Origin of the sequence: Micromonospora sp. NPDC005367 (assembly GCF_040606825.1) — a bacterium.
Classification (GTDB): Bacteria; Actinomycetota; Actinomycetes; order Mycobacteriales; family Micromonosporaceae; genus Micromonospora.
This window is the reverse complement of the sequence record NZ_JBEXFP010000019.1, coordinates 91,020-117,385: the sequence shown is the minus strand read 5'-3', so window position 1 is coordinate 117,385 and position 26,366 is coordinate 91,020. Positions and strand designations below refer to the sequence as shown.

Below are 26,366 nucleotides of genomic sequence, written 5' to 3'. Positions count from 1 at the left end.
GCCGGGGCGGGGCCCCGGGGGGGCGGGGGGGGGGGGGGGGGGCGGGCGGGGGGCGCCGACGGCACCGGCCGGGCGCGGGGCCGGGAAGACGGGCCGCACCGCGCGGGCCAGGGTCGACGCGGGGCGTACGACACGGGCGGCCGTCCAGGCGACCCGGCGCATCGGACGCCGCACCGCGGGTCCGGCCAGCGCCCCGGCCACCCGACCCCGCATCACCCGGCCCCGGAGACCGTCCAGGACCGCACCGGCGGCGAGGGTGCCGACGGCCGCGAGGGAGCCGGCCAGCACCAGGGTCTGCCGGGGGCCGGCGTGCTCGGAGAGCCAGCCGAGCAGCGGTGCGCCGACGGCCGAGGAGACCGAGCCGGTGACCGCCAGCGCGGCCAGCACCCGCCCGCGCATCAGGTAGTCGGTGTCGAGTTGGGCCCGGGTGCCGACGGTGGTGTCGATGATCACCGCGGCGGCGGCGATCGGCAGGATCACCGCGGCGAAGCTCATGGTGCCCGGCGCGAGCCCGGCGACGATCTGCAACCCGCTCGTGAGCAGTCCCGCGCCGACCAGGACTCCGTAGCCCAGGCTGCGGCTTCGCGCGGCGACGAGCGCGCCGAGCACGGTGCCCACGGCGAAGACGGTGGAGAGGAAGCCGTAACCGCCGGCGCCGCCGCCCAGCGGTCCGTCGCTCATCGCGGCCATGGTCACCTGGTAGTTGCGGCCGAGGCTGCCGAGCACGAACGACAGGGCGAGCGCGACGAGCACCACCGGCTGGCCGAGCAGGTAGCGGAACCCGGCCCGGATGCCGCCGTCCGTACGCCCCGGCTCGGGTGCCGGTTCGGCGACGTGCCGCTCGCGCTCGCGTACCAGGAACAGGGCCGCCACCACCGCGACGAAGCTCACGGCGTTGATCACGAACAGCAGCGCGGGGCCGATGGCGGCGACCACGACGGCGCCGCCGCTCATGCCGAGGATGCGGCCGGCAGAGTTGGTGAGCGAGCCGAGCGCGAGGGCGTTTCCGAGGCTCTCCCGGTCCACCAGCGTGGAGGACCACCGGCCCATCGCCGGACCCTCGATCGCCGAGACCGCGCCGGCGGCGAGCGAGATCGCGTAGATCGCCGGCAGCCCGCCGGTGCCGGTCAGGGCGACGAAGGCCAGGCTCGCCGCCAGCGCCGCGTGCGCCCCCTGCGCTCCGATCAGCAGCGGTTTCGCCGGCAGCCGGTCGGCCAGAGCGCCGCCCCAGACGCTGAGCAGCAGCGTGGGGATGGCCTGGAGGAGGATGGCGAGGCCCATGGAGGTCGCCGAGCCGGTACGCGCCAGCACGTACCAGTTGACTCCGAGCACCTGCATCCAGGTGCCGATCACCGACACGAACCCGGCGATGGCCCAGATCCGGTAGTTCCGGTGACGCAACGCGGCGAACGTGGCACCAAACGCCACGGCACAACCTCCCGACCAGACAGGGGCATGACAGGCCGGGACACACGCGATCGGCCGTCGCCAAGTGTGACGACGGTTAGCCCGATTTGCCCGTCTTCGTGAGCGGGTTCACGCGGCCCGCCCCGGTCCACGAGGAACCGGGGCGGTGCCGGGGCCGATGTGGCGGCTGAGGTGGGCGAACCCCTGCCTCAGCGGGCCGCGAGCGGTTGGGCGGCCGGGTCGACCGGAGCCGGCAGCGTCCCGCCGCCACCGAGGTACGCGTGCACGGCCCCGGCCGCCGCCCGCCCCTCGGCGATCGCCCAGACGATCAGCGAGGCGCCCCGGTGCATGTCACCTGCGACGAAGACCCCGTCGGCGTCGGTCTGCCAGTCCGGCCGCGCGTCCACGGCGCCCCGCGCGTTGCGGCGCACCCCGAACTGGGCCAGCAGCGGCTGCTCCTCGGTGCCCTCGAAGCCGATCGCCAGCAGCACCAGGTCGGCGGGCAACTCCCGCTCGGTGCCGGGCACCGGGCTGACGATGCGCCGGCCGTCCCGCTTCTCCACGGTGACCTCGGCGACCCGGACGGCCCGTACCTGCCCGGTGCCGTCGTCGACGAACTCCCGAACCGCGACCGCGAAGACCCGCTCGCCGCCCTCCTCGTGCGCCGGATAGCTGCGCAGGATCCACGGCCAGGTCGGCCACGGATCACGATCCTCGTCGCGGGCCAGCGGCGGCTGCGGGTACAGGTCGAGCTGGTGCACACCGGCCGCACCCTGCCGGTGGGCCACCCCGAGGCAGTCCGCGGCCGTGTCGCCACCACCGATGATCACGATGTGCTTGCCGGCGGCGTCGATCGGCGTACCGTCGGGCAGCACCGCCTTCGCCGGCAGGCCGTCGCCGGCCGCCGCGACCACCCGGTTCGACGCGACCAGATGCTCCATGGCCTGGTGTACGCCGCGAAGCTCCCGCCCCGGAGTCTCCGGGACGTCCCGGCCGGCCAGCGCGCCGCAGGCCAGGAGCACCGCGTCGTGCCGCTCCCGCAGCTGTTCGGCGGTCACGTCCACCCCGACGTCGACGCCGGTACGGAACTCCACGCCCTCCGCGGTGAGCTGCGCCAGCCGTCGGTCGATGTGCCGCTTCTCCAGCTTGAAGTCCGGGATGCCGTACCGGAGCAGACCGCCGAGCGCGTCGTCACGCTCGTACACCGTGACGGCGTGCCCGGCGCGCGCGAGCTGCTGCGCGGCGGCGAGCCCGGCAGGGCCGGAGCCGACCACGGCCACCGAACGGCCGGTCGCCTGCGCCGCCGGTCGCGGCCGCAGCCCGTCCCGGGCCACCGCCGCGTCGGCGATCTCCACCTCGACCTGCTTGATCGTCACCGGGTCACCCCCGCCGATACCGAGCACGCAGGCGGCCTCGCACGGTGCCGGGCAGAGCCGGCCGGTGAACTCGGGGAAGTTGTTGGTGGCGTGCAGCGACGCCACCGCGGCGTCCCAGTTGCCGGTACGGACCAGGTCGTTCCAGTCCGGGATACGGTTGCCCAGCGGGCAGCCGTCGTGGCAGAAGGGGATGCCGCAGTCCATGCAGCGGGTGGCCTGCTCGCGGATCAGCTCCTCACCGGCCGGCGGGTACACCTCGCGCCAGTCGGAGATCCGCACCGGCACCGGCCGGCGGGCCGGCATCCGCCGCGGATAGCGCAGGAAACCGTTCGGGTCAGGCACGAGCCACCTCCTGGGCGGCCGCCCGCGGCGCGGGCGGCACCGGCATGGACGAGGGCGCGGGATGCGCCGCCGCAGCGGTCGACGCCGCCAGCGCGCTCATCACCGCGTCGTCGACGTCACGGCCGGCGGCTTCGGCGGCCTGCATGATCTCCAGCACCCGGCGGTAGTCCCGGGGCACCACGGCGACGAACTCCGCCACCGCATCCGGCCAGCGCTTGAGCAGCTCGGCGGCGACCGCCGAGTCGGTCTCGGCGAAGTGCCGCTGCACCAGCTCGTGCAGCACGGCCTGCTCCTCCTCGCGCAACGGCGTGAGGTCGACCATCTCGGTGTTGACCTGGGCTCGGTCGAGCCGGTGGACGAACGCGGTGCCACCGGACATGCCAGCGGCGAAGTTGCGTCCGGTCGGGCCGAGCACGACCACCGTCCCGCCGGTCATGTACTCGCAGCCGTGGTCGCCGACACCCTCGACGACGGCCACCGCACCGGAGTTGCGCACCGCGAAACGCTCCCCCACCCGGCCACGCAGGAACAGCTCACCGCCGGTGGCGCCGTACAGGATGGTGTTGCCCGCGACGATCTGGTCCTCGGCCCGCTGCCCGGCCGCGGCGTCCGGGTCCACGAACGGAGCGGCCGGATCGGGACGGACGATGATCCGGCCGCCGGAGAGCCCCTTGCCGACGTAGTCGTTGGCGTCGCCGTTCAAACGCAGGGTCACCCCACGCGGCAGGAACGCGCCGAAGGACTGCCCGGCGGTGCCGCGCAGCGCGACCTCCACGGTGTCGTCGGGCAGCCCGGCGCCACCACGACGACGCACCACCTCCCCACCCAGCATCGCGCCCACGCTGCGGTGGTCGTTGCGGATGGCGAGTTCGACGCGGACCGGTGTGCCGTCCCGCAACGCCGGCTCGGCGAGCCTGATCAGCTCGTTGTCCAGCGCCCGGTCCAGGCCGTGATCCTGCGCGCGTACGCCGCGGCGGGCCGCGTCCGCCGGCAGCTCGGGCAGGTGCAGCACCGGCGCGAGGTCGAGCCCCTGCGCCTTCCAGTGCTCGATCGCCGGAACCACGTCGAGCAGCTCGCTGTGCCCGATCGCCTCGTCGATCGAACGGAAGCCCAGCTCGGCGAGGTAGCCGCGGACCTCCTCGGCGAGGAAGAGGAAGAAGTTCTCCACGAACTCGGGTGTGCCGGTGAACCGCTCCCGCAGCACCGGGTTCTGGGTGGCGATGCCCACCGGGCAGGTGTCCAGGTGGCAGACCCGCATCATCACGCAACCCGCGACGATCAGCGGGGCGGTGGCGAAACCGAACTCCTCGGCGCCGAGCAGCGCCGCGATCAGCACGTCCCGGCCGGTCTTGAGCTGCCCGTCGACCTGGACGGTGACCCGGTCGCGGAGGTTGTTCAGCAGCAGCGTCTGCTGCGCCTCGGCGAGCCCCAGCTCCCACGGCGTACCGGCGTGCTTCAGCGAGTTCAGCGGTGACGCGCCGGTGCCGCCGTCGTGGCCGGAGATCAGGATGACGTCCGCCTTGAGCTTCGCCACCCCCGCCGCCACGGTGCCGACGCCCACCTCACTGACCAGCTTGACGTGCACCCGGGCCGCCGGGTTGACGGACTTCAGGTCGTGCACCAGCTGGGCGAGGTCCTCGATGGAGTAGATGTCGTGGTGCGGCGGCGGGGAGATCAGGCCGACGCCGGGGGTGGCGTGCCGGGTGCGGGCGATCCACGGCCAGACCTTGTTGCCCGGCAGCTGCCCACCCTCGCCGGGCTTCGCCCCCTGGGCCATCTTGATCTGGAGGTCGTCGGCGTTCACCAGGTACTCGGTGGTCACCCCGAACCGGCCGCTGGCGATCTGCTTCACCGCCGAACGGCGGGCCGGGTCGTGCAGCCGTTCGGCGTCCTCGCCGCCCTCGCCGGTGTTGGACCTGCCGCCGAGCCGGTTCATGGCGACGGCCAGCGTCTCGTGCGCCTCCGCCGAGATCGAGCCGTACGACATCGCGCCCGTGGCGAAACGCTTCACGATCTCGGTGGCCGGTTCCACCTCGTCCAGGGACACCGGCGGGCGCACGTCGGCGCGCAGCGCGAACAGGCCACGCAGTGAGCCCGACTCGGCCGCCAGCGCGTCCACCTTCGCGGTGTACCGCTTGAAGATGTCGTACTGGCGGCTGCGGGTGGCGTGCTGCAGCAGGAAGACCGTCTCGGGGTTGAACAGGTGCAGCTCGCCCTCGCGGCGCCACTGGTACTCGCCGCCGACCTCCAGCCGCTCGGAGGCGGGGGCGCCGGCCGCCGGCCAGGCGAGGGCGTGGCGGGCGGCGACCTCGGCGTGGATACCGGCCAGCCCGATGCCGCCGATCTTGCTGGGCGTACCCCGGAAGTAGCGCTCGACCAGGCGGGTGTCCAGCCCGAGCGCCTCGAAGACCTGCGCGCCGCAGTACGACGAGACCGTCGAGATGCCCATCTTCGACATGATCTTGAGGACGCCCTTGCCGAGCGCCTTGACGTAGTTGCGGACCGCGGTGGCCGGATCCACCCCGACCAGCGCCCGCGTGGAGATCATGTCCTCCACCGACTCGAACGCCAGGTACGGGTTGACCGCCGCCGCGCCGTAGCCGATGAGCACCGCCGCGTGGTGCACCTCGCGGCAGTCGCCGGACTCCACGACCAGCGCCACCTGGGTACGGGTCTGCTCCCGGACGAGGTGCTGGTGCACCGCCGCGGTCAGCAGCAGCGACGGGATCGGGGCCAGGTCGGCGTTGGAGTCGCGGTCGGACAGGACGAGGATCCGTACGCCGTCCTCGATCGCCTCGGAGACGTGCCGGCAGATCTCGGTCAGCCGTGCCTTGATCCCGGCCGCGCCCTCCCGGATGCGATAGAGCCCGGAGACCCGGACGGCTTTGAAGCCGGGCAGGTCGCCGTCCTCGTCGATGGAGAGGATCTTGGCCAGCTCGTCGTTGTCGATCACCGGGTACGGCAGCACGATCTGCCGGCAGCTGGCCGGACCCGGGTCGAGCAGGTTCCCCTCCGGCCCGATCCGGGAGCTGAGGCTGGTGACCAGTTCCTCCCGGATGGCGTCCAGCGGCGGGTTGGTGACCTGCGCGAAGAGCTGGTGGAAGTAGTCGTAGAGCAGCCGCGGCCGGGTGGACAGCGGCGCGATCGGAGTGTCCGTGCCCATCGAGCCGATCGGCTCCGCCCCGGTACGCGCCATCGGGGCGAGCAGGATCTTCAGCTCCTCCTCGGTGTAGCCGAAGGTCTGCTGGCGGCGGCGTACCGAGTCGTGGGTGTAGACGATGTGCTCGCGGGCCGGCAGGTCGGTCAGCTCGATGAGCCCGGCGTGCAGCCACTCGCCGTACGGCCGCGCGGCGGCCAACTCGGCCTTGATCTCGTCGTCGTGCACGATCCGCCCGGCGGCGGTGTCGACGAGGAACATCTTCCCGGGCTGGAGCCGTCCCTTCGCGACCACCCGGGCCGGATCGAGGTCGAGCACGCCCGCCTCGCTGCCGAGCACCACGAGCCCGTCGTCGGTACGCCACCAGCGCCCCGGACGCAGCCCGTTGCGGTCCAGCACCGCGCCGACGATCTCGCCGTCGGTGAAGGCGACCGAGGCGGGCCCGTCCCACGGTTCCATCAGGCTGGCGTGGAAGCGGTAGAACTCGCGCTTGTCCGAGCGCATGCCCGGGTCGTTCTCCCACGCCTCGGGGATCATCATGAGCACCGCGTGCGGCAGGCTCCGGCCCGCGAGGTGCAGCAGCTCGAGGACCTCGTCGAAGTTCGCCGAGTCGGAGGCGCCCGGAGTGCAGACCGGGAAGATCCGCCGAATGTTTCCGGGCAGGTCCGGGCTGCGCAGCAGAGCCTCACGCGCCTGCATCCAGTTCCGGTTGCCGCGGATGGTGTTGATCTCGCCGTTGTGGGCGATGAACCTGTACGGGTGCGCCAGCGGCCAGGACGGGAACGTGTTGGTGGAGAACCGGGAGTGCACGAGCGCGATCGCGCTCGCCAGCCGCTCGTCGGTCAGCTCGGGATAGAACGCCGGCAGCTGGTCGGGAGTGAGCATGCCCTTCCAGACCATCGTGCGCGCCGACAGCGACGGGAAGTACGCCGGCACGCCCCGCTCGGCGGTCTCCCGCTCGGCCTGCTTGCGCAGACAGAACGCCACCCGGTCCAGCTCGACGCCGTGCAGGCGCGAGCCGGCCGGCCCGGCCGGTGTGTCGGTGAGCCGGCGGGCGGCCAGGAAGAGCTGCCGGATCCGGGGCATCGCGGCGAGGGCCGTCTCGCCGAGCCCGGTCGGGTCCACCGGCACATCCCGCCAGCCGAGCACCTCGGCCCCTTCGACCAGGGCGTACTTCTCGACGACACGACGGGCGAGGGCTTCGGCCGCGTCGTTGTCGGGCAGGAAGACCAGGCCCGTGGCGTAGTCGCCGGTCGGTGGCAGCGGGAAGTCCACCACGGCACGCAGGAACGCGTCCGGCACCTGGATCATGATGCCCGCGCCGTCGCCGGTGTTCGGCTCGGCGCCGCGCGCGCCCCGGTGATCGAGCCGGCACAACGCGGCGAGACCGTTCGCGACGACCGTGTGCGAGCGCCGGCCGTGCAGGTCGGCCACGAAGGCCACGCCGCAGGCGTCGTGCTCGAACGCGGGGTCGTACAGCCCGGCCGTGGGCCCCCCGGGGCCTCGCGTCGGGACCGGCTGCTGCGGGTACGGAAGGGCCACCGGGCCTCCTGTCGTCACTCAGGGTGGATCATGGTGGGGACGACGTCGGCCCGCGTGGGTCTATTGAGTCTACGTTAGGGCGCGAGGCGCAAGGCCAGTCCAGATTGATCACACCTTCCAGAGTCTGGGACAGGTAGTCTCGCGCGGTGGATCCTGCGCACAAGGGCCTCTTCGACCGGCTCGAACACTTCTACGACTCGGTGCCCCGTGACGCGGCTCGTGTCGAGGAGCACGGCGCTCTGGTGCTCTTCGTCCGCGACGGGGTCGGATTCCCGTTCTACGCCCGCCCCCGGCTCGGCGCGTCCGCCCCGCCGTCACTGGCCGACGTCAATACGGTCCGGGAACGGCAGCGGGAACTGGGCCTGCCCGAGGCGTTCGAGTGGGTGCACGAGACCACGCCGGAGTTCCTGCCGGTGGCCCGCTCGGCAGGGTTGTCCGTGCTGGAGGCGCCCCTGATGGTGCTCGACCCGCAGGCGCTGCCCGACCCGGCGACGCTCGGCGACGTACCGGTGCGGGTGCTCGAACCGGACGCGCCCGATTTCGCCGCCGCCGTGGCCGCCCGGCGGGCCGTCGCCGCGGTGGCGTTCGCGTACGGCGGCACGGCCCGGGGAGAGGCCGGACCGGCGCAGCGGGACGCGGCCGTCAGCCAACTGGAGAACGCCGCGCTCGACGAGGAGCGCGCCCGCATCGCGGACGGCCGGCGGCTCACCGTGCTGGCCGGCGCCTCTGCCGAGGGGACGGTGGCCAGCGGGATGGCCATGCGGGTGGACGACGTCGCCGAGATCGCCGGGGTGGGTGTCCTGCCCGCCGCCCGCCGTCGCGGGCTGGGCGCGGCGGTCACCGCGGCGCTCGCTCGCGAACTGCTCGCGGCCGGCACCGACGTGGTGTTCCTCTCCGCGGGCAGCGAGGAGATCGCCCGGGTCTACCTACGTGTCGGTTTCCGCCGCGTCGGCACCGCCTGCATAGCCGAACCCGCCGCGCTGATCTCCTGACCCGGACGACGCCGGTCGGACCCGGTGGGCCGGGACGGGTCGGTCAGGCCGGGGGACGCCACTGCGCCGCGGTGGCGGCAGCAGTGTTGATCAGCCGTGGCGTCAGCGTGCCCAGTGCCGCGTCCCGGGCGCGCAGCGCCAGCCGCCCCCGGGCCTGGAGCACCGCCGACATCCGACGGGTCTGCCGGACCATAGCGGCCGCACGGGGCCGGCGCACCCGGTCGTACGCGGCGACGGCGTCCGGCAACGTCGACTCCCGCAGCAACCCGGCGAGGGTGGCCGCGTCCTCGAACGCGAGGCAGGCGCCCCGGCCGAGGTGCGGCGGCATGGCGTGCGCGGCGTCACCGAGGAGCACCACGCCCCCCGGGCCGGCCGGGAAGCCGTACGCGCGCGGCAGCGGGCGCAGCTCGCGGATCTCGTGCTGGACGAGGTCGGCCGGGTCGGTGGCCTCGAGCAGTTCCCCGATCGGGGAGGGCCAGCCGGCGTACCAGCGGCGCAGCAGCGCGAGCTGGGTCTCCGGCGGCTCGGGGCGGGCCGCGCCGGCCGCGGTGGCCACCCAGTAGATGCCGCCCCGGGTGGAGCCGCCCGACGACCCCCGGTCGCCGAGCGAGGCGGAGACGAAGCGGTAGCCCGCGCCGAGCACCTCGCCGCCGACGCGCTGGCCGGTGGGTAGTTGGGGCGCCCGGTACCAGGGGATGACCGCGCGCCACGCCGCCGAGCCGGAGCTGACCACCTTCGCGGCGGGTGCGAGCCGCTGGCGGATCGGGCTGTCGGCGCCGTCGGCGGCGACCACCAGGTCGGCCTCGAAGCTCTGCCGGCCGTCCCCCACCGCCGGCCGCTCCCCCGATTCGGCGCGTACGGTCCGCACCGTCACGCCGGTACGCAGCTCGACCCGGTCGCCGAGCCCGGCGATCAAGGCGTCGTGCAGGTCCTCCCGGTGCACCACGACCGGCATCCGATCGGCCGGCAGAGCCTGCGGCTGCACCAGCCAGTGCCCGTCGGGGCGACGGATACCGCCGTCGGGCAGCGGGGTGGCGATCGCGTCGAGCCCCGCGCCGAGGCCGAGCGCCAGCAGCGCGCGCACCCCGTTGGGCCAGAGCACCACCGCGGTCGGCTCGGGGCGTACCCGGTCGGACCGCTCCAGCAGGGTGACCTGCCAGCCGGATCGGGCCAGCGCGCCGGCGACCGACAGGCCGCCGATGCCGGCGCCGACCACCACCGCGCTACGCATGGGTCGCTCTCCTCCGTCAGCTCTCGCGGTCGGCCGGGCCGGGGCCGTTCGCGCCGGCCCGGTCGTCCTCGCGGGGCGGCTCGGCGTCGTCGCGGCGCGGTTCTTCGTCGACGGTGGCCCGGTCCGCGTCGGCCTGGTCGCCGACCGCCGGTTCGGCGGGGACCGCACCGGTCTCCTGGTAGGCCCGGAACTGTTCCTCGGTGACCACGCGGTAGCCGTCGGGCGCAGCGGGCCGTGGCGCGGCCTCGCGGGCCGAGAGGTCGACCTGGGAGACGTCGGACCCGGTCGGCGCGGCGGGGACGGCGGTGGCGGTCAGCGGGATCATGTACTCGCGGGGACCCCGGACCCGCACGAAGTAGATCAGCGCCCCGAGGAAGACCAGCCCCGCGGTCCAGACGTTGAGCCGGACGCCGAAGATGGTGTTCGCCTCGTCGGTGCGCATCATCTCGATCCAGAACCGGCCGGCGGTGTAGCCCATCACGTAGAGCGCGAACGCCCGGCCCCGGCCGAGGCGGAGCTTACGGTCGAGCAGGAACACCAGCGCCGCCACCCCGATGTTCCAGAGCGCCTCGTAGGCGAACGTCGGGTGGTAGAGGCCCGGTTCGAGAATCGGCTGGCCGGTGTCGTCACGCAGCGCGTGCCCGGGATTGTCCGGGTCCATCCGGTGGACCTCCAAGCCCCAGGGCAGGGTGGTGCGGCCGCCGAACAGTTCGTTGTTGAACCAGTTGCCGAATCGGCCGATCGCCTGCGCGAGGGGCAGACCCGGGGCGAGGGCGTCGGCCACCACCGTCAGCGGGATGCCCAACTGCCGAGCGGCGATCCACGCGCCGATCGCGCCACCGGCCACGGCGCCCCAGATGCCCAGGCCGCCCTCCCAGATGGCGAACGCCTTCATCGGGTCGCCACCGGCGCCGAAGTATTTCTCAGGCGAGGTGATCACGTGGTAGACCCGGGCGCCGATGATGCCGGCCGGGACGGCCCAGACCGCGATGTCCAGCACCGCACCCGGCGCCACCCCACGCCGGCGCAACCGGTACTCGGTCACCAGGCAGGCCACCAGGATGCCGACGATGATGCAGAGCGCGTACGCCCGCACCGGCAACGGCCCGAGCTGCCAGACGGCGGTCGTCGGGCTGGGCAGGGCAGCCTGGGGGGACAACGAGGCGAGGGTCACGGTTGCACACGGTACCGCTGTGAGGCCCTCAAGTGGCACCCCGGGCGGAGCGTCGGGCCGTCGCGATGACTTCTGGTTTGCGTCGCCGTAGGCTCTTTGTCCATGAGCGGGCTCACCTGGGCGGTGGCCGCGGTCGTCACCGACGACACCGGCCGGGTGCTGCTCTGCCGGCAGGGTCGGGGCGAGCGCCCGCACGCGCTGCCCGGGGGACGACTGCACCGGGCGGAGAGCCCGCTGCCCGCGACTCTGCGGGACGTCCGCGTCGAGACCGGCTGGGAGATCGAAGTGGTCGATCTGGTCGGCCTCTACCAGCTGAGCGACCCGGCGGCGCCCGGGCGAGCCGGGCCGCCGCCGGACGTCCTGGTGCACGTGTTCCGGGCCCGGGCTCAGGGTTCCGGGCCGTCGGCCCAGCCGGCGGGAGGTTGCCTGATCTCCTGGCACGAGCCGGCGGCGTTGCCGGAGACACTCACACCGACCACCCGCGCGGCGCTCACCGACGCGCTCGCCGGCCGCTCCGGGGTGCTGCGCGCCACCACTGTCCCGCTCCGCGCTCCCAACCAACGCGCCCAGCGACCGCCGACAGAACCCGCCCCGCACCCCTGACCGCCCGTCACCGCTCCGCCCGGACGTCCGACCTCCGTGGAGTCGGCGCATCCACGCGCCCAGGACAACCCGGCATCAGGGAACCCGCGTCGATCAAAGACCCGACACGGCCGCTGGCCCGGCCAGGTGCGGGGCGACGGGGTCAGGGGAGCGGCGAGCGTAGCCAGTCGCCGATCCGGGCCAGCGTGTCGACGTCGTGGACCTCGCCGACCGCGCTGCACAGATCGCCGATCGACACCTCGCGGAGCGCGGCGCGCCAGGCGCGGTCGGCCGCGCTCATCGTGCGGGCGATCACGCAGGGCACGGCACAGGCCTCGGGCGACGCGGCCAGCGGCCCCCGCTGCCGGATCTCCGTGCACACGAACGTCGACCGGGTTCCCTCGATCGCCTCGACCACGTCCAGGACCGTGATCTCCGCCGGCGGACGGGTCAACACGTACCCGCCGGACTTGCCCTGCACGGAATGCATCAGCCCCGCACGGGAAAGGGCCTGAAGCTGCTTGGCGAGGTACGTCGCCGAGACGCCGTGCAGCTCCGCCAGCCGGGCCGCGGGCACCGGGCCGTCCGCCGCGGTGAGCGCCACGCAGCAGTGCAGCGCCGATTCGACTCCGCCGGACAGTCTCACGCTCTGAGCGTAACGACGGCGGTTGATTCGGACAATATCTATCAGAGTATTATTCGGATAGGAGTAATCCGAGTTTGCCGGCGGTACGTCCGGCGGAGGGGAACACCCCGTGAACATCACGCGGAAGATACTGGTCGTCGGCGGTGGCTACGCCGGCTTCTACACCGCTTGGAAGCTCGAGCGGAAACTCCGCCCGGGCGAGGCCGACATCACCCTCGTCGACCCCCGCCCGTACATGACGTACCAGCCGTTCCTGCCGGAGGTCGTGGCCGGCTCGATCGAGGCGCGGCACGCCGCCGTGTCGCTGCGACGGCACCTGCGCCGCACCCACGTCATCGCCGGAGCGGTGACCGCGATCGACCACGAACACCGGGTGGTCACCGTCCAGCCCGCCATCGGAGACAGCTTCGAGCGGAGCTACGACCTGATCGTCGTGACCGCTGGCGCCGTCACCCGGAAGTTCCCCGTGCCCGGCATCGCCGAGCAGGCGATCGGCCTCAAGCACGTCGAAGAGGCGGTCGCTATCCGGGACCGGCTGCTCACGGCGTTCGACCAGGCCGCCGCCCTCCCACCCGGGCCGCAGCGCCAGCGGCTGCTCACCGTCACCTTCGTCGGCGGCGGCTTCTCCGGGGTCGAGGGCTTCGGCGAGCTGCTGTCCCTGGCGACCGCGTTGCTGAAGCGGTACCCCGAGCTGGATCGCGAGGAACTCCGCTTCCACCTCGTCGAGGCGTCCGGCCGCATCCTCCCCGAGGTCACCGACAAGCCGGGACGCTGGGTGGTGCGCTCGCTGGAGAAGCGAGGCGCGAACGTCCACCTGAACACCCAGGTGACCTCCGCGGTCGGCGGGCACGTGGTGCTCTCCACCGGCGAGGAGTTCGACTCCGACCTCATCGTCTGGACCGCCGGCAACGGCGCCAACCCGGTCATCAGCCGGCACACCGACCTCCCGATCGACGGGCGCGGCCTGATCGTCGTCCGGCCCGACCTGCGGATCGGCACGGACGACGAACCCGTGCCCGACGCCTGGGCCGCCGGCGACGACGCGGCGGTACCCGACCTCGCCTCGCCGGTACCGGGTGCGCGCACCGTGCCCAACGCGCAGCACGCCTACCGCCAGGGCAAGCTCCTCGCCCGCAACATCGCGGCCAGCCTGCACGGTAAGAAGCCGAAGAGGTACCTGCACCACAGCCTGGGCTCGATCGCGACCCTCGGTCTCGGCCGCGGCATCTTCCAGTACCGGGGCATCGTCATCACCGGCCTGCCGGCGTGGCTCATGCACCGGGGCTACCACGTGCTGGCCGTGCCCAGCTGGGAGCGCAAGTCCCGGGTCCTCGCGATCTGGCTGACCGCGGCGCTGTTCGGCCGCGACATCCTGTCGCTCGCCTCGGTGCAACGCCCCCGGGACGCGTTCGTCTCCGGTGGCGATCCGGCCGCCCACGCGGGCCGGGAATGACCGGGACCGGTCGGGCGGGCGCCGTCCGCACCGGACCGGAAGACCCTGCGCGCCCGGCGGGCGCGCAGGGTCCGCGCGGGGTCGTGGCGTCGCGGCGGCTCAGCGAACGGGGTTACGGACACCCTCGGCGAGTTCGCCGCTGAGCGTACGCAGCGCGGCCAGCCCGGCGTCGAGGTCGGGCGTGTCGAGCAGGCAGCGGATCAGGGCGCTGCCCACGATCACGCCGTCGGCGTACCCGCCCACCGTGCCGGCCTGCGCCCCGGTGCCCACGCCCAGGCCGACGCCGACCGGGATCTCGGTGACCTGCCGGACCCGGGAGACCAGGACCGGAGCCGCGTCGGAGATCTGCGCCCGCGCTCCGGTGACCCCCATGAGGGCCGTCGCGTAGACGAAACCCCGGCAGTGCTCGACGGTCATCGCCAGCCGCGCGTCGGTGGAGGACGGGGCGACCAGGAAGGTCCGGTCCAGCCCGTACGCGTCCGAGGCGGCCAGCCACTCGTCGGCCTCCTCCGGGATGAGGTCCGGAGTGATCAGGCCGGTGCCGCCGGCGGCGTCCAGGTCACGGGCGAACGCGTCGACCCCGTACCGCTCGACCGGGTTCCAGTAGGTCATGGTGACCACCGGCGCGCCGGTGGCCGCGACCGCCTCGATGATGCGCAACGTGTCGGCGGTGCGCACGCCGCCGGCCAGCGCGATGTCGCTGGCCTTCTGGATGACCGGGCCGTCCATCACCGGGTCGGAGTACGGGATCTCGATCTCGATCACGTCGACCCCGGCCTCGACCATCGCGGTCATCGCCGCGATGCTGCCCTCGACGGTGGGGAAACCGGCCGGCATGCAGCCGACCAGCAGTGCCCGTCCCTCCGCCTGCGCCTTCTCGAAGGCGACACCGATCCGGCTCATCACTGCTCCTTGCCGAGAATGCCGAAGTACTCGCCGGCAGTGTGCACGTCCTTGTCGCCCCGGCCGGAGAGGTTGACCACGATGGTGGGCTCCCGGCCCAGCTCGGCCGCGAGCTTCGGGGCGATCACGGCGGCGCCGGCGAGAGCGTGGGAGCTCTCGATCGCCGGGATGATCCCCTCGGTGCGGCAGAGGAGTTCGAACGCGGCCATCGCCTCGACGTCGGTGACCGGCAGGTAGCTGGCCCGGCCGGTGTCGTGCAGCCACGCGTGCTCCGGCCCGACCCCGGGGTAGTCCAGGCCGGCGGAGATCGAGTGTGACTCGACCGTCTGCCCGTCGGCGTCCTGGAGCACGTACGTGCGGGTGCCGTGCAGGACGCCGAGCGAGCCGCCGGTGATGCTGGCCGCGTGCCGGCCGGTCGCCAACCCGTCGCCGCCGGCCTCGAAGCCGTACAACCGCACGTCGGGGTCCCCGACGAAGGCGTGGAAGATGCCGAGGGCATTGGAGCCGCCACCGACGCAGGCGGCCACCGCGTCGGGCAGCCCGCCGGTCTGGTCGAGGCACTGCTGGCGGGCCTCGTCACCGATGCCGCGCACGAAGTCGCGCACAAGGGCCGGGAACGGGTGCGGCCCGGCAGCCGTGCCGATCAGGTAGTGGGTGCCGTCGACGTTGGCGACCCAGTCCCGCATCGCCTCGTTCATGGCGTCCTTGAGCGTCCGGGAACCGGTGGTGACCGGGATGACGGTGGCCCCGAGCATCCGCATCCGGGCCACGTTCAGCGCCTGCCGCTCGGTGTCGACCTCGCCCATGTAGACCACGCACTCCAGATCGAAGAGCGCGGCCGCGGTCGCGGTGGCCACCCCGTGCTGCCCGGCGCCGGTCTCCGCGATCACCCGGGTCTTGCCCATCCGGTGGGTCAGCAGCGCCTGGCCGAGCACGTTGCGGACCTTGTGCGCGCCGGTGTGGTTCAGGTCCTCCCGCTTGAGCAGCACCCGCGCGCCCAGCTTGGCGGAGAGGCGCTCCGCCGGGTAGAGCAGCGACGGGGTGCCGGCGTAGTCGCGCAGCAGGGCGGCGAACTCGGCCCGGAACGACTCGTCGGCCATGGCCGTGCGGTGCGCCTCGCTCAACTCGTCGAGCGCGGCCACCAGAGCCTCGGGAACGAATCGACCGCCGAAACGGCCGAAGTGGCCGGCCGCATCGGGGTGGGAGCCGGTGCCGGCCAGCGTGTCGGCGCTCATGGCAAGATCCTCTCGGTGCTGGCGGGCCGGTGCGGGATCAGCGCACCGGACGGGGCGTGGCCGGGTGGTTGCCGGCGTTGACCAGTTCGGCGACCGCCTCCCGAGGGCTCTTCTGGGTGACCAGACCCTCGCCGACCAGGACCGCGTCGGCACCGGCGGAGGCGTACCGGATGAGATCGTGCGGGCCACGCACGCCGGACTCGGCGATCTTCACGACGCTGCTGGGCAGGCCGGGCGCGATCCGCTCGAACACCGAACGGTCAACCTCAAGGGTACGCAGGTTGCGGGCATTGACCCCGATGACCTGGGCGCCCGCCTCCATCGCCCGGTCGGCCTCCTCCTCGTCGTGCACCTCGACCAGCGCGGTCATGCCGAGCGACTCGATCCGCTCCAGCAGCCCGACCAGGGCGTTCTGCTCCAACGCGGCGACGATCAGCAGCACCATGTCGGCGCCGTACGCCCGCGCCTCGTGCACCTGGTAGCTGGAGACCACGAAGTCCTTGCGCAGCACCGGGACCTGCACCGCCGCACGGACCGCGGCGAGATCGTCCAGCGATCCGCCGAACCAACGCCCCTCGGTCAGCACGCTGATCGCCCGTGCGCCACCGGCCGCGTAGTCGCCGGCCAGGTCCGCCGGGTCGGCGATCTCCGCGAGCTGTCCCTTCGACGGCGAGGAACGCTTCACCTCGGCGATCACCGCGACGCCGGGCCGGCGCAGGGCCGCGTACGCGTCCAGCGGCGGTGGCGCGGCGGCGGCCGACTCCCGGATCCGCTCCAACGGAACCCGCTCCTGTCGGCGGGCGACGTCCTCGCGCACCCCTGCCAGGATCTCGTCGAGCACGCTTACGGACGCTGCCGAATCGGCCCCGTCCCCCTCCGCGTGCGCATGCTCAGCAGTCACCAACGGACTCCCCTCTCCGGGTGTCATGGGCCGATGCTAGGCGGCTCCACCTGGCACCGGACGGCGGGGGTATGGCGCTGCTCACGAAACGGCCTGGGGCATAATGGCCGACCTGCCGTGAAGGGGATGTCACGCAGCGCCACATCCATCGCCCGCCACATCCGCGCCCAGGCCACCCGAATCACATCGATGTGAACCCATCGAATACACCCCGGAACGACCAGGGGAATCGAGTCATGTTCATCGATTCTGTGAGGAAGCTCAAAGGCGACCGGCTCTGCCCTGGTCCCGACGCCGAACAGGCCGTTGATGCGACGGACACCACGGCGAAACCTGAGCCGGTGAGCATCGATGTCGGGCAGACTCGATAGCGCGCTGCCCCAGCCCTCGCCAACATCCTCGTACGGGGTGACCATGAGCACTACCGGCCCGAACCCGAACATCGGCCTGACCACCATCTCGCGGACCGTCGCGTCCCTCGCCGTCGGCGTGGTGCACACGCTGGAACGCGCGGTCGTCGGCGAGGCGCGGACGCGCACGGCCCGTGGCAACGCGTGGGAGGCGGTCTGCGCCGACCGGGCCCGAGCCGACCGACGTGCCGAACTGAACCGTCTCGTCGCCGAACTGGCCGCCACCGGCGCCGCCGCCCGCCAGCAGCGGGAGCGGCAACCGATCAGTTGACCGTCGGGTCCTCGCCCCGGTCCAGCGCGTCCCACGCCTCCGTGGTGCGCCGGCCGGTGACCGGGCCGGCCGGACCAGACGGTGCGGCGCCGCCACGCGGCGGCCGCTCGTAGCGGGCCCCCATCGCCGGCCAAGCCCGTCCACGCAGCGCCGTCAGCAGTCCGCCCGCAGCCGCCAGCAGACCACCGACCAGGCAGAGCGCCGGCCACTGCCGGCTCACCGCCCCCTCGAACCCGGCCGCGAGGCCGTAGCCGCCAACGATCGCGACCGCCAGCCCGAGCAGGGCGAGCAGACCACCGAGGAACTGACGCACGCGGCCCCGGGTGGCGAGCACCGCTCCCCCACCGGCCAGCCCGACCACCGCCAACGCGGGTAGCCACGGCAGCAGCGCGGTACCGGTGCGGGTCACCCGCTCCGGCGGCAGCGGCGACGGCCGTACCGTCAGCTCGACCGACCAGCTCCGGGTCGCCGCCCAGAGCGCCAGGCCCGCGCCGGCCAGGCTGAGCAGCACGGCGTACGTCAACTCGCGTCGACCGGCGCCGGCTCGGGCGTCCCGCTCCACCTCCACGCTCACCGGACCCACCTCTCGTTCGCGACTGCGGGGCTCCGCTGCGCTGCACTCCTCGCGCTCACGGACGCTAACCTTTCGTTCGCGACTGCGGGGCTCCGCTGCGCTGCACTCCTCGCGCTCACCGGGCCGGCCTCAGCGTCTCCGCGGCGGCGATGGCGGCGAGCACGGCGGCCGCCTTGTTCCGAGTCTCCCGGTCCTCGGCGGCCGGGTCGGAGTCGGCGACGACGCCCGCACCGGCCTGCACGTACGCGCGGCCGGCCCGGATCAGCGCCGTCCGGATGGCGATGGCCATGTCCAGGTCCCCGCCGAAACCGAAGTAGCCGACCGTGCCGCCGTAGACGCCACGCCGGACCGGTTCCAGCTCCTCGATGATCTCCATGGCGCGCACCTTCGGGGCACCGGAGAGGGTGCCGGCGGGAAACGTCGCGGCCAGGGCGTCGAACGCCGTCCGGTCCTCCCGCAGCGTGCCGATCACCGTGGAGACGATGTGCATGACGTGGCTGTACCGCTCGATGGTGGCGAACTCCGGCACCTCGACAGTGCCGGGCCGGCAGACCCGGCCCAGGTCGTTGCGGCCCAGGTCGACCAACATGACGTGCTCGGCCCGTTCCTTCGGATCGGTGATCAGTTCGGCGGCGAGGCGGGCGTCCTCGACCGGGCTTCCGCCGCGCGGACGGGTGCCGGCGATCGGGTGCAGCAGCGCACGCCGCCGGCCGCCGGCCTCGGTGGTCACCTTCAGGTGCGCCTCCGGGGAGGAGCCGACGATGTCGAACCCGTCGAACCGCAGCAGGTACATGTACGGGCTCGGGTTGGTGGTGCGCAGTACCCGGTAGACGTCCAGCGGATCGGCGTGGGTGGGCCGCTCGAAGCGCTGCGACAGCACGATCTGGAAGCACTCGCCGGCCCGGATCGCCTCCTTGGCCACCTCCACGGCCTTCGGGTAGCCACCGTCGGGCGTCCGGCTCACCACGTCGCCCGCGGGCGGCCGGTCCACCGACGAGATCATCGGCGGGATCGGCCGGGACAGTGCGGTGGTCATCGCGTCGAGCCGACCCACCGCGTGGTGGTACGCCGCGGCGACCAACTCGTCCCGCGCCGGCTCGTCCGGCGGGGGCAGGAGCGCGTTGGCGACCAGGATCGCGGAGCCGTCGTAGTGGTCGAGCACCACCAGGTCGGTGGCGAGCATCATGCCCAGCTCCGGCACGCCCAGGTCGTCCTCGGTCAGCTCGGGCAGCCGCTCGAAGCGGCGTACGAGGTCGTAGCCGAGATAGCCGACCATGCCTCCGGTGAGCGGCGGCATTCCGCTGGCCGGATCAAAGGCCGGCCCGGCGAGAGCCGCGACGGTCTCCCGCAGCACGTGGACCGGGTCACCGCCGGTGGGCAGCCCGGCCGGGGGCCGGCCGAGCCAGGCGGCCGTGCCGTCCCGCTCGACGAGCGTGGCGCTGCTGCGTACGCCGATGAACGAGTACCGCGACCAGGTCATGCCGGCCGAGCCGGCGCCCTGCTCGGCGGACTCCAGCAGGAACGTGCCCGGGCCACCGGCCAGCTTGCGGTAGACCCCGACGGGGGTCTCCGCGTCGGCCAGCAGCCGCCGGGTCACCGGCACCACCCGCCAGCGCGCCGCCAGCTCGGTGAAGGTCGCCTGGTCGGGGCTCACCGCGCCATCGGTCATGACCGCTGCCGCCTCCCGTTCGCGCGCCGGCACCCCGGCGCGCTCACGGCGCGTCCGCGCCGGTGACCGGCAGCTCGTCGAAGAAGCAGGTGCGGTGCCCGGTGTGGCAGGCCGCGCCGACCTGTTCCACGGTCACCAGCAGCGCGTCGCCGTCGCAGTCGATCGCCACAGAGCGGACGTACTGGTGGTGACCGGAGGTGGCCCCCTTGACCCAGTACTCCTGGCGGCTGCGCGACCAGTAGGTGGCGCGCCCGGTGGTGAGCGTACGGTGCAGCGCCTCGTCGTCCATCCAGGCGACCATCAGCACCTCGCCGCTGTCGTGGTCGCGCACCACGGCCGCCACCAGCCCGTCGGCGGTGCGCCGCAGACGCGCCGCGACGGCCGGGTCGAGCTGCGACGGACGGGACGGGCCGGGCACCGGCGGCTCGCTCGCTGGGACAGGGGCGCCGGTCACGGGCGCGTCAGGTACGGGCACAGTTACCCATTCTCCCGCACGCGGCGCGGGGACCAACGACGCCTCCCGCCGAGGTCGGGGCGGACCGTCGGACGCCCGGGTGAGCTGGGCGACGTAACGGTCCAGCCGGCCGTCGAGCAGCGCCTCGGCGAGGTCCGTCCCGGCGGCCTCGGCGATCCGTTCGGCGTACGGTCGGATCAGCGGCAGCGACCCGGTGACCAGCCGGACGGCCGCGGCCCAGAGCTGCCCGGGAGCACCCGGGCGCAGGCCGAGGCAGAGCAGCATGTCCTCCCGGTAACCGGGCGGGGCGACCGGGAGGTTCAGGGCGGCCTCGACGGCGGCCCGGCGCGAGGCGACGCGTACCGACGGGTTGGCCAGCCGGAGCACCGACGGGCAGAGCCGGGCCAGGTCGGCGGCGGCGAGGCGCACTCCGAGGTGGTCCCCGGCGACCCGGGCCCCGGCGACCTTGCCGAGCGTGGCGATCAGCTCCTCTAGCTGCGGCTCACCGGCCGGCTGGCAGAGCACCGGCAGGTCGATCCGGCGTCGCCAGTAGGCGTCCGCCCAGAGCAGCCGGGCCGGCGCGAGGACCGGCAGGCCGAACGCCCAGTCGGCCGGTTCCCCGAGCCGGGCCACCCAGGAGCGGACGTCCCGGGCGGCCACCGAGACGTGCGTGAGCCGGCCAGGAGTCCGGGACAGGTACGCCCGCCGCGCCGCGTACGGCGCGCCACCGACCAGCACGTCGAGGTCGACGTCGCTGTGCTCGGTGGCGGCCTGCCGGGCGTGGCTGCCGCGCAGCATGATCCCGACGACCGGCCGCTCGCCGAACTCCCGCAGCCGGGCCGCCCAGTCGTCGAGGAACCCGGCGTAGGGCAACGGAGCGTGATCCACGTCCGCCATCGTGCCGTACCGGCGGTGTCCGATGCCGCACGTGGTGTCCGAATCAACGGTTCAATCGCGGGGAGTTCCCTCGCCGGCGGAAGTCCACGGCTCCAGGGCCGCGGCGCGACCGCACCCGAAGTCCCTGTTGCGCGCGGGCGAACAATTCACCTAGCGTTGAGTTCAACACATGGTGAGTTTTTGGGGAGGGGCGATGGAGGATGCGATGGTGCTCCGCGACCTGGTCGTCGACCGGGGGCGGCGGCGCGTGCTGCACGGCATCAGCTGCGCGGTGCCGCGCGGCGTGGTCGCCGGGCTGCTGGGCCCGAGCGGCAGCGGCAAGACCACCCTCATGCGCGCCGTGGTCGGGGTGCAGGTGGTCCACGGCGGCACGGTGACGGTGCTGGGCCGCCCCGCCGGCGCGACCGATCTGCGCCGACGGGTCGGCTACCTGACCCAGGCGCCGAGCGTGTACGCCGACCTCACGGTGCGGGAGAACGCCCGCTACTTCGCCGCGCTGCACGGACGCAGCCGGGCCGACGCCGACCGGGCAGTGACCGACGTGGGGCTGGGCGCGGCGGCGAGACAACTGGTCGGCACGCTCTCCGGCGGGCAGCGCAGCCGGGCCTCGCTCGCCTGCGCCCTGGTCGGCGAGCCGGAGCTGATCGTCCTCGACGAGCCGACCGTCGGCCAGGATCCGGTGCTCCGCGCCGACCTGTGGAGCCGCTTCCACGAGCTGGCGGCGAGCGGGGTGACGCTGCTGGTGTCGAGCCACGTGATGGACGAGGCGGCCCGGTGCGACCGGTTGCTGCTCATCCGAGAGGGACGCCTGATCGCCGACGACACACCGGACGCGATCCGCGCCGCCGCCGGTGTGTCCGACCTGGACGAGGCGTTCCTGCGCCTGATCAGGGCGAGTGAGGCCGGCGCCGGGGTGGCGGCGGGCGCGGCCGGCATGGGAACGGAGGCGTCGTGAACCCACGGATCCTGGCGGTCACCACCGGCCGCATCCTGCGCCAGCTGCGCCATGACCGGCGTACGGTGGCGCTGCTGCTGGTGGTGCCGGCGTTGCTGCTCACCCTCGTCTACTACATGTACGCCGACCAGCCCGCTCCGCCCGGTGGGATGTCCACCTTCGACCGGATCGCGCTGGTCATGCTCGGCTTCTTCCCGTTCGTCATCATGTTTTTGGTGACCAGCATCGCCATGCTGCGCGAGCGCACGAACGGCACCTTGGAACGCCTGCTCACCACGCCGCTGGCCAGGGCCGACCTGCTCTTCGGCTACGGCATCGCGTTCGGGCTGGCCGGGGCGGTGCAGGCGGCCGTCGCCTCGGCGCTGGCGTACTGGGTCTTCGACCTGGACACCGCGGGCGGCAGCGAACTCGTGATCATGATCGCCGCGCTGAACGCGGTGCTCGCGGTCGCGCTCGGCCTGTTCTGCAGCGCCTTCGCCCGCACCGAGTTCCAGGCCGTACAGTTCATGCCGGTCGTGGTCGCCCCCCAGCTGCTGCTCTGCGGGCTCTTCGTGCCCCGCGACGAGATGGCCGGCTGGCTCCAGGCGGTCAGCGACGTACTGCCACTGTCGTACGCCGTCGAGGCGTTGCAGGAGGTCGGCGCGCACGCCGATCCGACCGGCACGATGTGGCGGGACCTGGCGGTGGTCATCGGCGCGACGGTGCTCGCGCTGGTGCTCGCCGCGGCCACGCTGCGGCGGCGCAGCGGCTGACCGACGGTCCCGCCCGCGGGGCCGCAACCGCGGCGGGCCGGCGGGCGGGGCGCAAGCGAGGAACGGAGTGAATGGCGGCGATGGCGCGACGGACCGGCCGGCGGCCCGGCAACCCGGACACCCGGGAGGCGATCCTCTCCGCAGCGCGGTCCGCGTTCGCCGAGCGGGGCTTCGACGCGGCCTCCATCCGGGCCATCGCCGCCGCCGCCGGCGTGGACCCGGCGCTGGTGCACCACTACTTCGGCAGCAAGGACCAGCTCTTCCTGGCCGCGATGCAAGCGCCGGTCGACCCCCGCGAGCTGCTTCCGGGGGTGCTCGCCGGTGACCGCGCCGGCATCGGCGAGCGCCTGGTCCGCACCTTCCTCGGGGTCTGGGACTCCCCGGCCGGCACCGCCGGGGTGGGGCTGCTGCGCTCGGCGGTGAGCAACGAGTGGACGGCCCGCCTGCTGCGCGACTTCGTGGTCACCCAGGTGCTGCGCCGGGTGCTGGAGCAGCTCGACGTCGACCCGGCCGAACTGCCGCTGCGCGGGTCGCTGGTCGCCACCCAGCTGGCCGGGCTGGCCATGATGCGGTACGTGATCCGGCTGGAGCCGGTCGCCTCCGCCGACCCGGCGACCCTGGTCGCCACCGTCGGCCCGACCGTCCAGCGCTACCTGACCGGCGAGCTGCCCACCGGGTAGGCCCCGCCGCCACCGCGCGGCACGGGTCGTCCACCCGGCGGCGGCCCGGGGCTGCCCCACCGTCGGTCCGGCCGCCACACGCCGCAGGGCCGGTGCCGGGCGGACGCGGACATGACACCTCCCGGGCTGACAACGCTGCCAGGTCCTCGCGGTGCGCGATCGAAGATGTCGAGGTGTTGCCTCGGGCTTGATCCACCCGTCGTCCACGGGCGGTAAGGTCTCGCAGGTGACCAGCGCCCCCGGCCGTACGAAGCGACCCACCATGGTGGACGTGGCCGCCCTCGCCGGCGTGAGCGTGAAGACGGTCTCCCGGGTCGTGAACAACGCGCCCTACGTGCAGCCGGAGGTGGCGCAGCGGGTCCTCGCCGCGGTCGCCGAGCTCGGCTTCCGCCGCAACCATCTGGCCAGCTCGCTCCGCTCCGGCCAGGCCACGGCGACGATCGGGCTGCTCATCGAGGAGATCGCCAACCCGTTCTACGCCACCATCGCCGGCGCCGTGGCCGAGGTCGCCTCGGAGCACGAAACGATGCTGCTCATCGCCAGCTCGGAGGAGAACCCGGCCCGGGAGCAGCAGTTGCTGCGCGACCTCTGCGCCCGCCAGGTGGACGGCCTGCTCGTAGTCCCCGCCGGCGAGGACCACGCGTTCCTGCGCAGCGAGGTGGAGCGCGGCACCCCGGCGGTGTTCCTCGACCGGCCGGCCGGCGGGCTGCCGGCCGACACGGTGCTGATCGACAACCGGGGCGGGGCCCACACCGGGGTCCGGCAACTGGTCGAGCTCGGGCACCGCCGGGTCGGCATCCTGCTCGACTCGACCGCCATCTACACGATGCGGGAACGGCTGGCCGGCGCGCAGGACGCGCTCACCGCGGCCGGGTTGGCCGACGACCGCCTGATCCGCTACGGCATCCGGGACCCGGAGACGGCCGCCCGCGTCGTCGGTGACCTGCTCGACGAGCCCGACCCACCGACCGCGTTCTTCGCCCTCAACAACCGCATCTCGCTCGGCGCGGTCGAGGAACTCCACCGCCGGGGCAGCGACGCCGCGCTGCTCGGGTTCGACGACTTCGACCTGTCCCGGCTGCTGCCCTATCCGTTCACCGTGGTCGCCTACGACACCCGCACGCTCGCGCGGACGGCTGCCGAGTTGCTGTTCCGCCGGATCAAGGGCGACCGCACCGCACCCCGCGACCTGCTGATCCCCACCGAACTCGTCAACCGCGGCCTGCCCCGGCACTGAGCCCGCGGCGGGTCTGCGCACCGGCGGACGGCGACGGTTCCCCTCGGCGGCTGTGGCTCCGGCGCCGGTCGGCGCTCAGCCGGCGGCGGCGCGCGGGCAGATCATCGGGTGCAGCAACCGGACCAGCTCGGCGTGGTCGGCCACCGGAGCCGGGAAGGCCAGCCGCACCCGCCGCCGGGCCCCCGGCCCGCCGAGGAGCACGACGAGGCCGTACCGGTCGATCCGCACCACGCGCGGCGCGTCGGCCGGGTCGTCCGCGGTCAGCCCGAACCGCCGGCGCAGGTACGCGGTCATCTCGGCGCCGTGATGGTCGGTCAGGTCGGCCAGCAACTCGGCCTCGACCGGGTGCAGCGGGTCGGGCTCGGCCTCGGCGTACACCTCCGGGTCGATACGCCGGACGGCGTCGTCGCGTTCCCAGCGGACCTCGGCCACCTCGAAGCGGAACAGCCGGAACCGTCGGCCGAGGTCGAGCAGGTCACCGGTCGGCTCCACGCCGGCGAAGTCCTGCGCCGCCGCGCGGGCCTGCTCGCCGTCCAGTTCGACCGCCCAGCCGGAGACCCAGGCCCGACCGAGCGAGGGTGCGCCCGCGGCGGGCGGCAGGTCGAGCACGTCGAGGACGATCGCCACGTCCTGGTCGCCGTCGACCGGCCGCAGCGCCGCGGCGAGGTCGCTGACCACCGGCACCAACAGCAGCACGCGTCCCTCCGGGTCCGTCACGTGCCGCACGTGGTGCGGCTCGGGCCGGTGCGCCAGGTGGACTAGGCCGGGGAGCCGGCCCGCGACGAGGGTGCGGACGATCTCCGCGGGGCTGGGTCCCATGGCGCGACCTCCTACGTAGGTTAGCCTTACCTTATTAGCACCATAGAGCACCTGATCGGAGACGTCCACGTGAACCAAGCCCGGCCCAAGGCCCGGCTCTCCCGCGCCCTCGGCATCCCCCTCACCGCCAAGTGCGTCCGCTACGTCGAACGCCGCCCCTACCCACCCGGCGTACACGGGCGGCAGCGCCGCAAGACGTCGGACTACCAGGTACGGCTGCTGGAGAAGCAGCGCCTGCGCCACCAGTACAACGTCAGCGAGACCCAGCTGCGCCGCACCTTCGACGAGGCCGCCCGGGGCACGGGCAAGACCGGCGAACGCCTGGTCGCGCTCCTGGAGCGCCGCCTCGACGCGGTGGTCCACCGCGCCGGCCTGGCCCGCACCATCTACCAGGCACGTCAACTGGTCGCCCACGGCCACATCACCGTCGACGGGCAGAAGGTCGACCGCCCCTCCTACCGCCTGCGCCCCGGCCAGATGGTGGGGGTCCGCACGCGCAGCCGCGAACGGCTGCCGTTCCAGGCCGCCACCACCGGCGCGAACCGCGGCGACGGCCCGGGCCAACCGTACCTGGACGTGGACCTGGCCGGCCTCCGGGCGACCCTGCTGCGCGAGCCGACCCGCGACGAGGTGCCGGTGATCTGCGACGAGCAACTCGTCGTGGAGTACTACTCCCGCTGACCCCGCAGCCCCGGCACGGTCGACAA

Annotated in this window: 22 protein-coding genes and 1 pseudogene; 9 read left to right on the top strand and 14 right to left on the bottom strand. The window is 73.6% G+C overall.

The window, feature by feature from the left end:
- From ABZS42_RS16195 to gltB, 3 genes are all read right to left on the bottom strand, one after another.
- Positions 1 to 1,428, bottom strand: a 1,428-nt coding sequence (locus ABZS42_RS16195; protein ID WP_355145876.1) for an MFS transporter, incomplete at its 3' end; no start/stop codon positions are given.
- A 188-nt stretch (positions 1,429 to 1,616) separates the two neighbouring features.
- Positions 1,617 to 3,125, bottom strand: coding sequence for a glutamate synthase subunit beta (locus ABZS42_RS16190; RefSeq protein ID WP_355145874.1), 1,509 nt, complete (start codon positions 3,123 to 3,125; stop codon positions 1,617 to 1,619).
- A complete protein-coding gene (gene gltB / locus ABZS42_RS16185) occupies positions 3,118 to 7,824 on the bottom strand; it encodes a glutamate synthase large subunit (RefSeq protein ID WP_355145872.1) in 4,707 nt (1,568 codons plus the stop codon). The genes ABZS42_RS16190 and gltB overlap by 8 nt, the downstream gene beginning before the upstream one ends.
- A 146-nt stretch (positions 7,825 to 7,970) precedes the next feature.
- On the opposite strand from gltB, the gene ABZS42_RS16180 reads away from it, so the two are divergent.
- A complete protein-coding gene (locus ABZS42_RS16180; RefSeq protein WP_355145870.1) occupies positions 7,971 to 8,816 on the top strand; it encodes a GNAT family N-acetyltransferase in 846 nt (281 codons plus the stop codon).
- Positions 8,817 to 8,859: 43 nt separating this feature from the next.
- Here ABZS42_RS16180 and ABZS42_RS16175 read toward each other — a convergent pair whose 3' ends face one another.
- A complete protein-coding gene (locus ABZS42_RS16175) occupies positions 8,860 to 10,047 on the bottom strand; it encodes an NAD(P)/FAD-dependent oxidoreductase (RefSeq protein WP_355145868.1) in 1,188 nt (395 codons plus the stop codon).
- A gap of 16 nt (positions 10,048 to 10,063) precedes the next feature.
- Complete coding sequence (gene lgt / locus ABZS42_RS16170) at positions 10,064 to 11,221, bottom strand: prolipoprotein diacylglyceryl transferase (protein WP_355145866.1); 1,158 nt, start codon at positions 11,219 to 11,221, stop codon at positions 10,064 to 10,066.
- Positions 11,222 to 11,323: 102 nt separating this feature from the next.
- Between lgt and ABZS42_RS16165 the strand changes: the two genes are divergently transcribed.
- Positions 11,324 to 11,824: an NUDIX domain-containing protein gene (locus tag ABZS42_RS16165; RefSeq protein WP_355145864.1), complete on the top strand. Its 501-nt coding sequence runs from the start codon at positions 11,324 to 11,326 to the stop codon at positions 11,822 to 11,824.
- A 142-nt stretch (positions 11,825 to 11,966) separates the two neighbouring features.
- Here ABZS42_RS16165 and ABZS42_RS16160 read toward each other — a convergent pair whose 3' ends face one another.
- Positions 11,967 to 12,449 (bottom strand): Rrf2 family transcriptional regulator, encoded by a 483-nt coding sequence (locus tag ABZS42_RS16160; RefSeq protein WP_355145862.1) that lies wholly within the window; start codon positions 12,447 to 12,449, stop codon positions 11,967 to 11,969.
- Between the two features lie 109 nt (positions 12,450 to 12,558).
- Between ABZS42_RS16160 and ABZS42_RS16155 the strand changes: the two genes are divergently transcribed.
- Positions 12,559 to 13,902: an NAD(P)/FAD-dependent oxidoreductase gene (locus tag ABZS42_RS16155; RefSeq protein ID WP_355145860.1), complete on the top strand. Its 1,344-nt coding sequence runs from the start codon at positions 12,559 to 12,561 to the stop codon at positions 13,900 to 13,902.
- 99 nt (positions 13,903 to 14,001) lie between these two features.
- Here the strand turns inward: ABZS42_RS16155 and trpA are convergent, their stop codons facing one another.
- Genes trpA through trpC form a run of 3 tightly spaced genes read right to left on the bottom strand, consistent with a single transcriptional unit; the run spans position 14,002 to position 16,881 of the window.
- The gene (trpA, locus tag ABZS42_RS16150) at positions 14,002 to 14,805 is read right to left on the bottom strand and encodes a tryptophan synthase subunit alpha (protein WP_355145858.1); all 804 of its coding nucleotides are present in this window, start codon (positions 14,803 to 14,805) and stop codon (positions 14,002 to 14,004) included.
- Complete coding sequence (gene trpB / locus ABZS42_RS16145) at positions 14,805 to 16,040, bottom strand: tryptophan synthase subunit beta (RefSeq protein ID WP_355145856.1); 1,236 nt, start codon at positions 16,038 to 16,040, stop codon at positions 14,805 to 14,807. Before trpB ends, trpA begins: the two co-directional genes overlap by 1 nt.
- Before the next feature lie 37 nt (positions 16,041 to 16,077).
- Positions 16,078 to 16,881 carry an indole-3-glycerol phosphate synthase TrpC gene (gene trpC / locus ABZS42_RS16140; RefSeq protein ID WP_355145897.1) on the bottom strand — a complete coding sequence of 268 codons (804 nt, stop codon included), beginning with the start codon at positions 16,879 to 16,881 and terminating at the stop codon, positions 16,078 to 16,080.
- Between the two features lie 474 nt (positions 16,882 to 17,355).
- Between trpC and ABZS42_RS16135 the strand changes: the two genes are divergently transcribed.
- Positions 17,356 to 17,622: a hypothetical protein gene (locus ABZS42_RS16135; RefSeq protein ID WP_355145895.1), complete on the top strand. Its 267-nt coding sequence runs from the start codon at positions 17,356 to 17,358 to the stop codon at positions 17,620 to 17,622.
- On the opposite strand, the gene ABZS42_RS16130 is transcribed toward ABZS42_RS16135, so the two are convergent.
- The 4 genes and pseudogenes from ABZS42_RS16130 to ABZS42_RS16115 all read right to left on the bottom strand — a co-directional run.
- Positions 17,615 to 18,196, bottom strand: a complete 582-nt coding sequence (locus ABZS42_RS16130; RefSeq protein WP_355145854.1) for a Trp biosynthesis-associated membrane protein — start codon at positions 18,194 to 18,196, stop codon at positions 17,615 to 17,617. The genes ABZS42_RS16135 and ABZS42_RS16130 overlap by 8 nt on opposite strands.
- 115 nt (positions 18,197 to 18,311) lie before the next feature.
- Positions 18,312 to 19,865 (bottom strand): anthranilate synthase component I, encoded by a 1,554-nt coding sequence (locus tag ABZS42_RS16125; protein WP_355145852.1) that lies wholly within the window; start codon positions 19,863 to 19,865, stop codon positions 18,312 to 18,314.
- A 43-nt stretch (positions 19,866 to 19,908) separates the two neighbouring features.
- Positions 19,909 to 20,340, bottom strand: a complete 432-nt coding sequence (hisI, locus tag ABZS42_RS16120; protein WP_355145893.1) for a phosphoribosyl-AMP cyclohydrolase — start codon at positions 20,338 to 20,340, stop codon at positions 19,909 to 19,911.
- A gap of 180 nt (positions 20,341 to 20,520) precedes the next feature.
- A pseudogene (locus ABZS42_RS16115) lies at positions 20,521 to 21,117 on the bottom strand (phosphoribosyl-AMP cyclohydrolase); the annotation flags it as partial.
- A 292-nt stretch (positions 21,118 to 21,409) separates the two neighbouring features.
- On the opposite strand from ABZS42_RS16115, the gene ABZS42_RS16110 reads away from it, so the two are divergent.
- From ABZS42_RS16110 to ABZS42_RS16095, 4 genes are all read left to right on the top strand, one after another.
- Positions 21,410 to 22,171 (top strand): ABC transporter ATP-binding protein, encoded by a 762-nt coding sequence (locus ABZS42_RS16110; protein ID WP_355145850.1) that lies wholly within the window; start codon positions 21,410 to 21,412, stop codon positions 22,169 to 22,171.
- A complete protein-coding gene (locus ABZS42_RS16105) occupies positions 22,168 to 22,923 on the top strand; it encodes an ABC transporter permease (RefSeq protein WP_355145848.1) in 756 nt (251 codons plus the stop codon). Before ABZS42_RS16110 ends, ABZS42_RS16105 begins: the two co-directional genes overlap by 4 nt.
- An 80-nt stretch (positions 22,924 to 23,003) precedes the next feature.
- Complete coding sequence (locus ABZS42_RS16100) at positions 23,004 to 23,603, top strand: TetR family transcriptional regulator (protein WP_355145846.1); 600 nt, start codon at positions 23,004 to 23,006, stop codon at positions 23,601 to 23,603.
- A 262-nt stretch (positions 23,604 to 23,865) separates the two neighbouring features.
- A complete protein-coding gene (locus ABZS42_RS16095) occupies positions 23,866 to 24,840 on the top strand; it encodes a LacI family DNA-binding transcriptional regulator (protein ID WP_355145891.1) in 975 nt (324 codons plus the stop codon).
- A gap of 75 nt (positions 24,841 to 24,915) precedes the next feature.
- Here the strand turns inward: ABZS42_RS16095 and ABZS42_RS16090 are convergent, their stop codons facing one another.
- Entirely contained in the window at positions 24,916 to 25,659 is a 744-nt protein-coding gene (locus ABZS42_RS16090; protein ID WP_355145844.1) for a DUF2470 domain-containing protein, read from the bottom strand.
- Positions 25,660 to 25,728: 69 nt separating this feature from the next.
- Between ABZS42_RS16090 and rpsD the strand changes: the two genes are divergently transcribed.
- The gene (gene rpsD, locus ABZS42_RS16085) at positions 25,729 to 26,340 is read left to right on the top strand and encodes a 30S ribosomal protein S4 (protein WP_355145842.1); all 612 of its coding nucleotides are present in this window, start codon (positions 25,729 to 25,731) and stop codon (positions 26,338 to 26,340) included.
- Positions 26,341 to 26,366 lie beyond the last annotated feature (26 nt).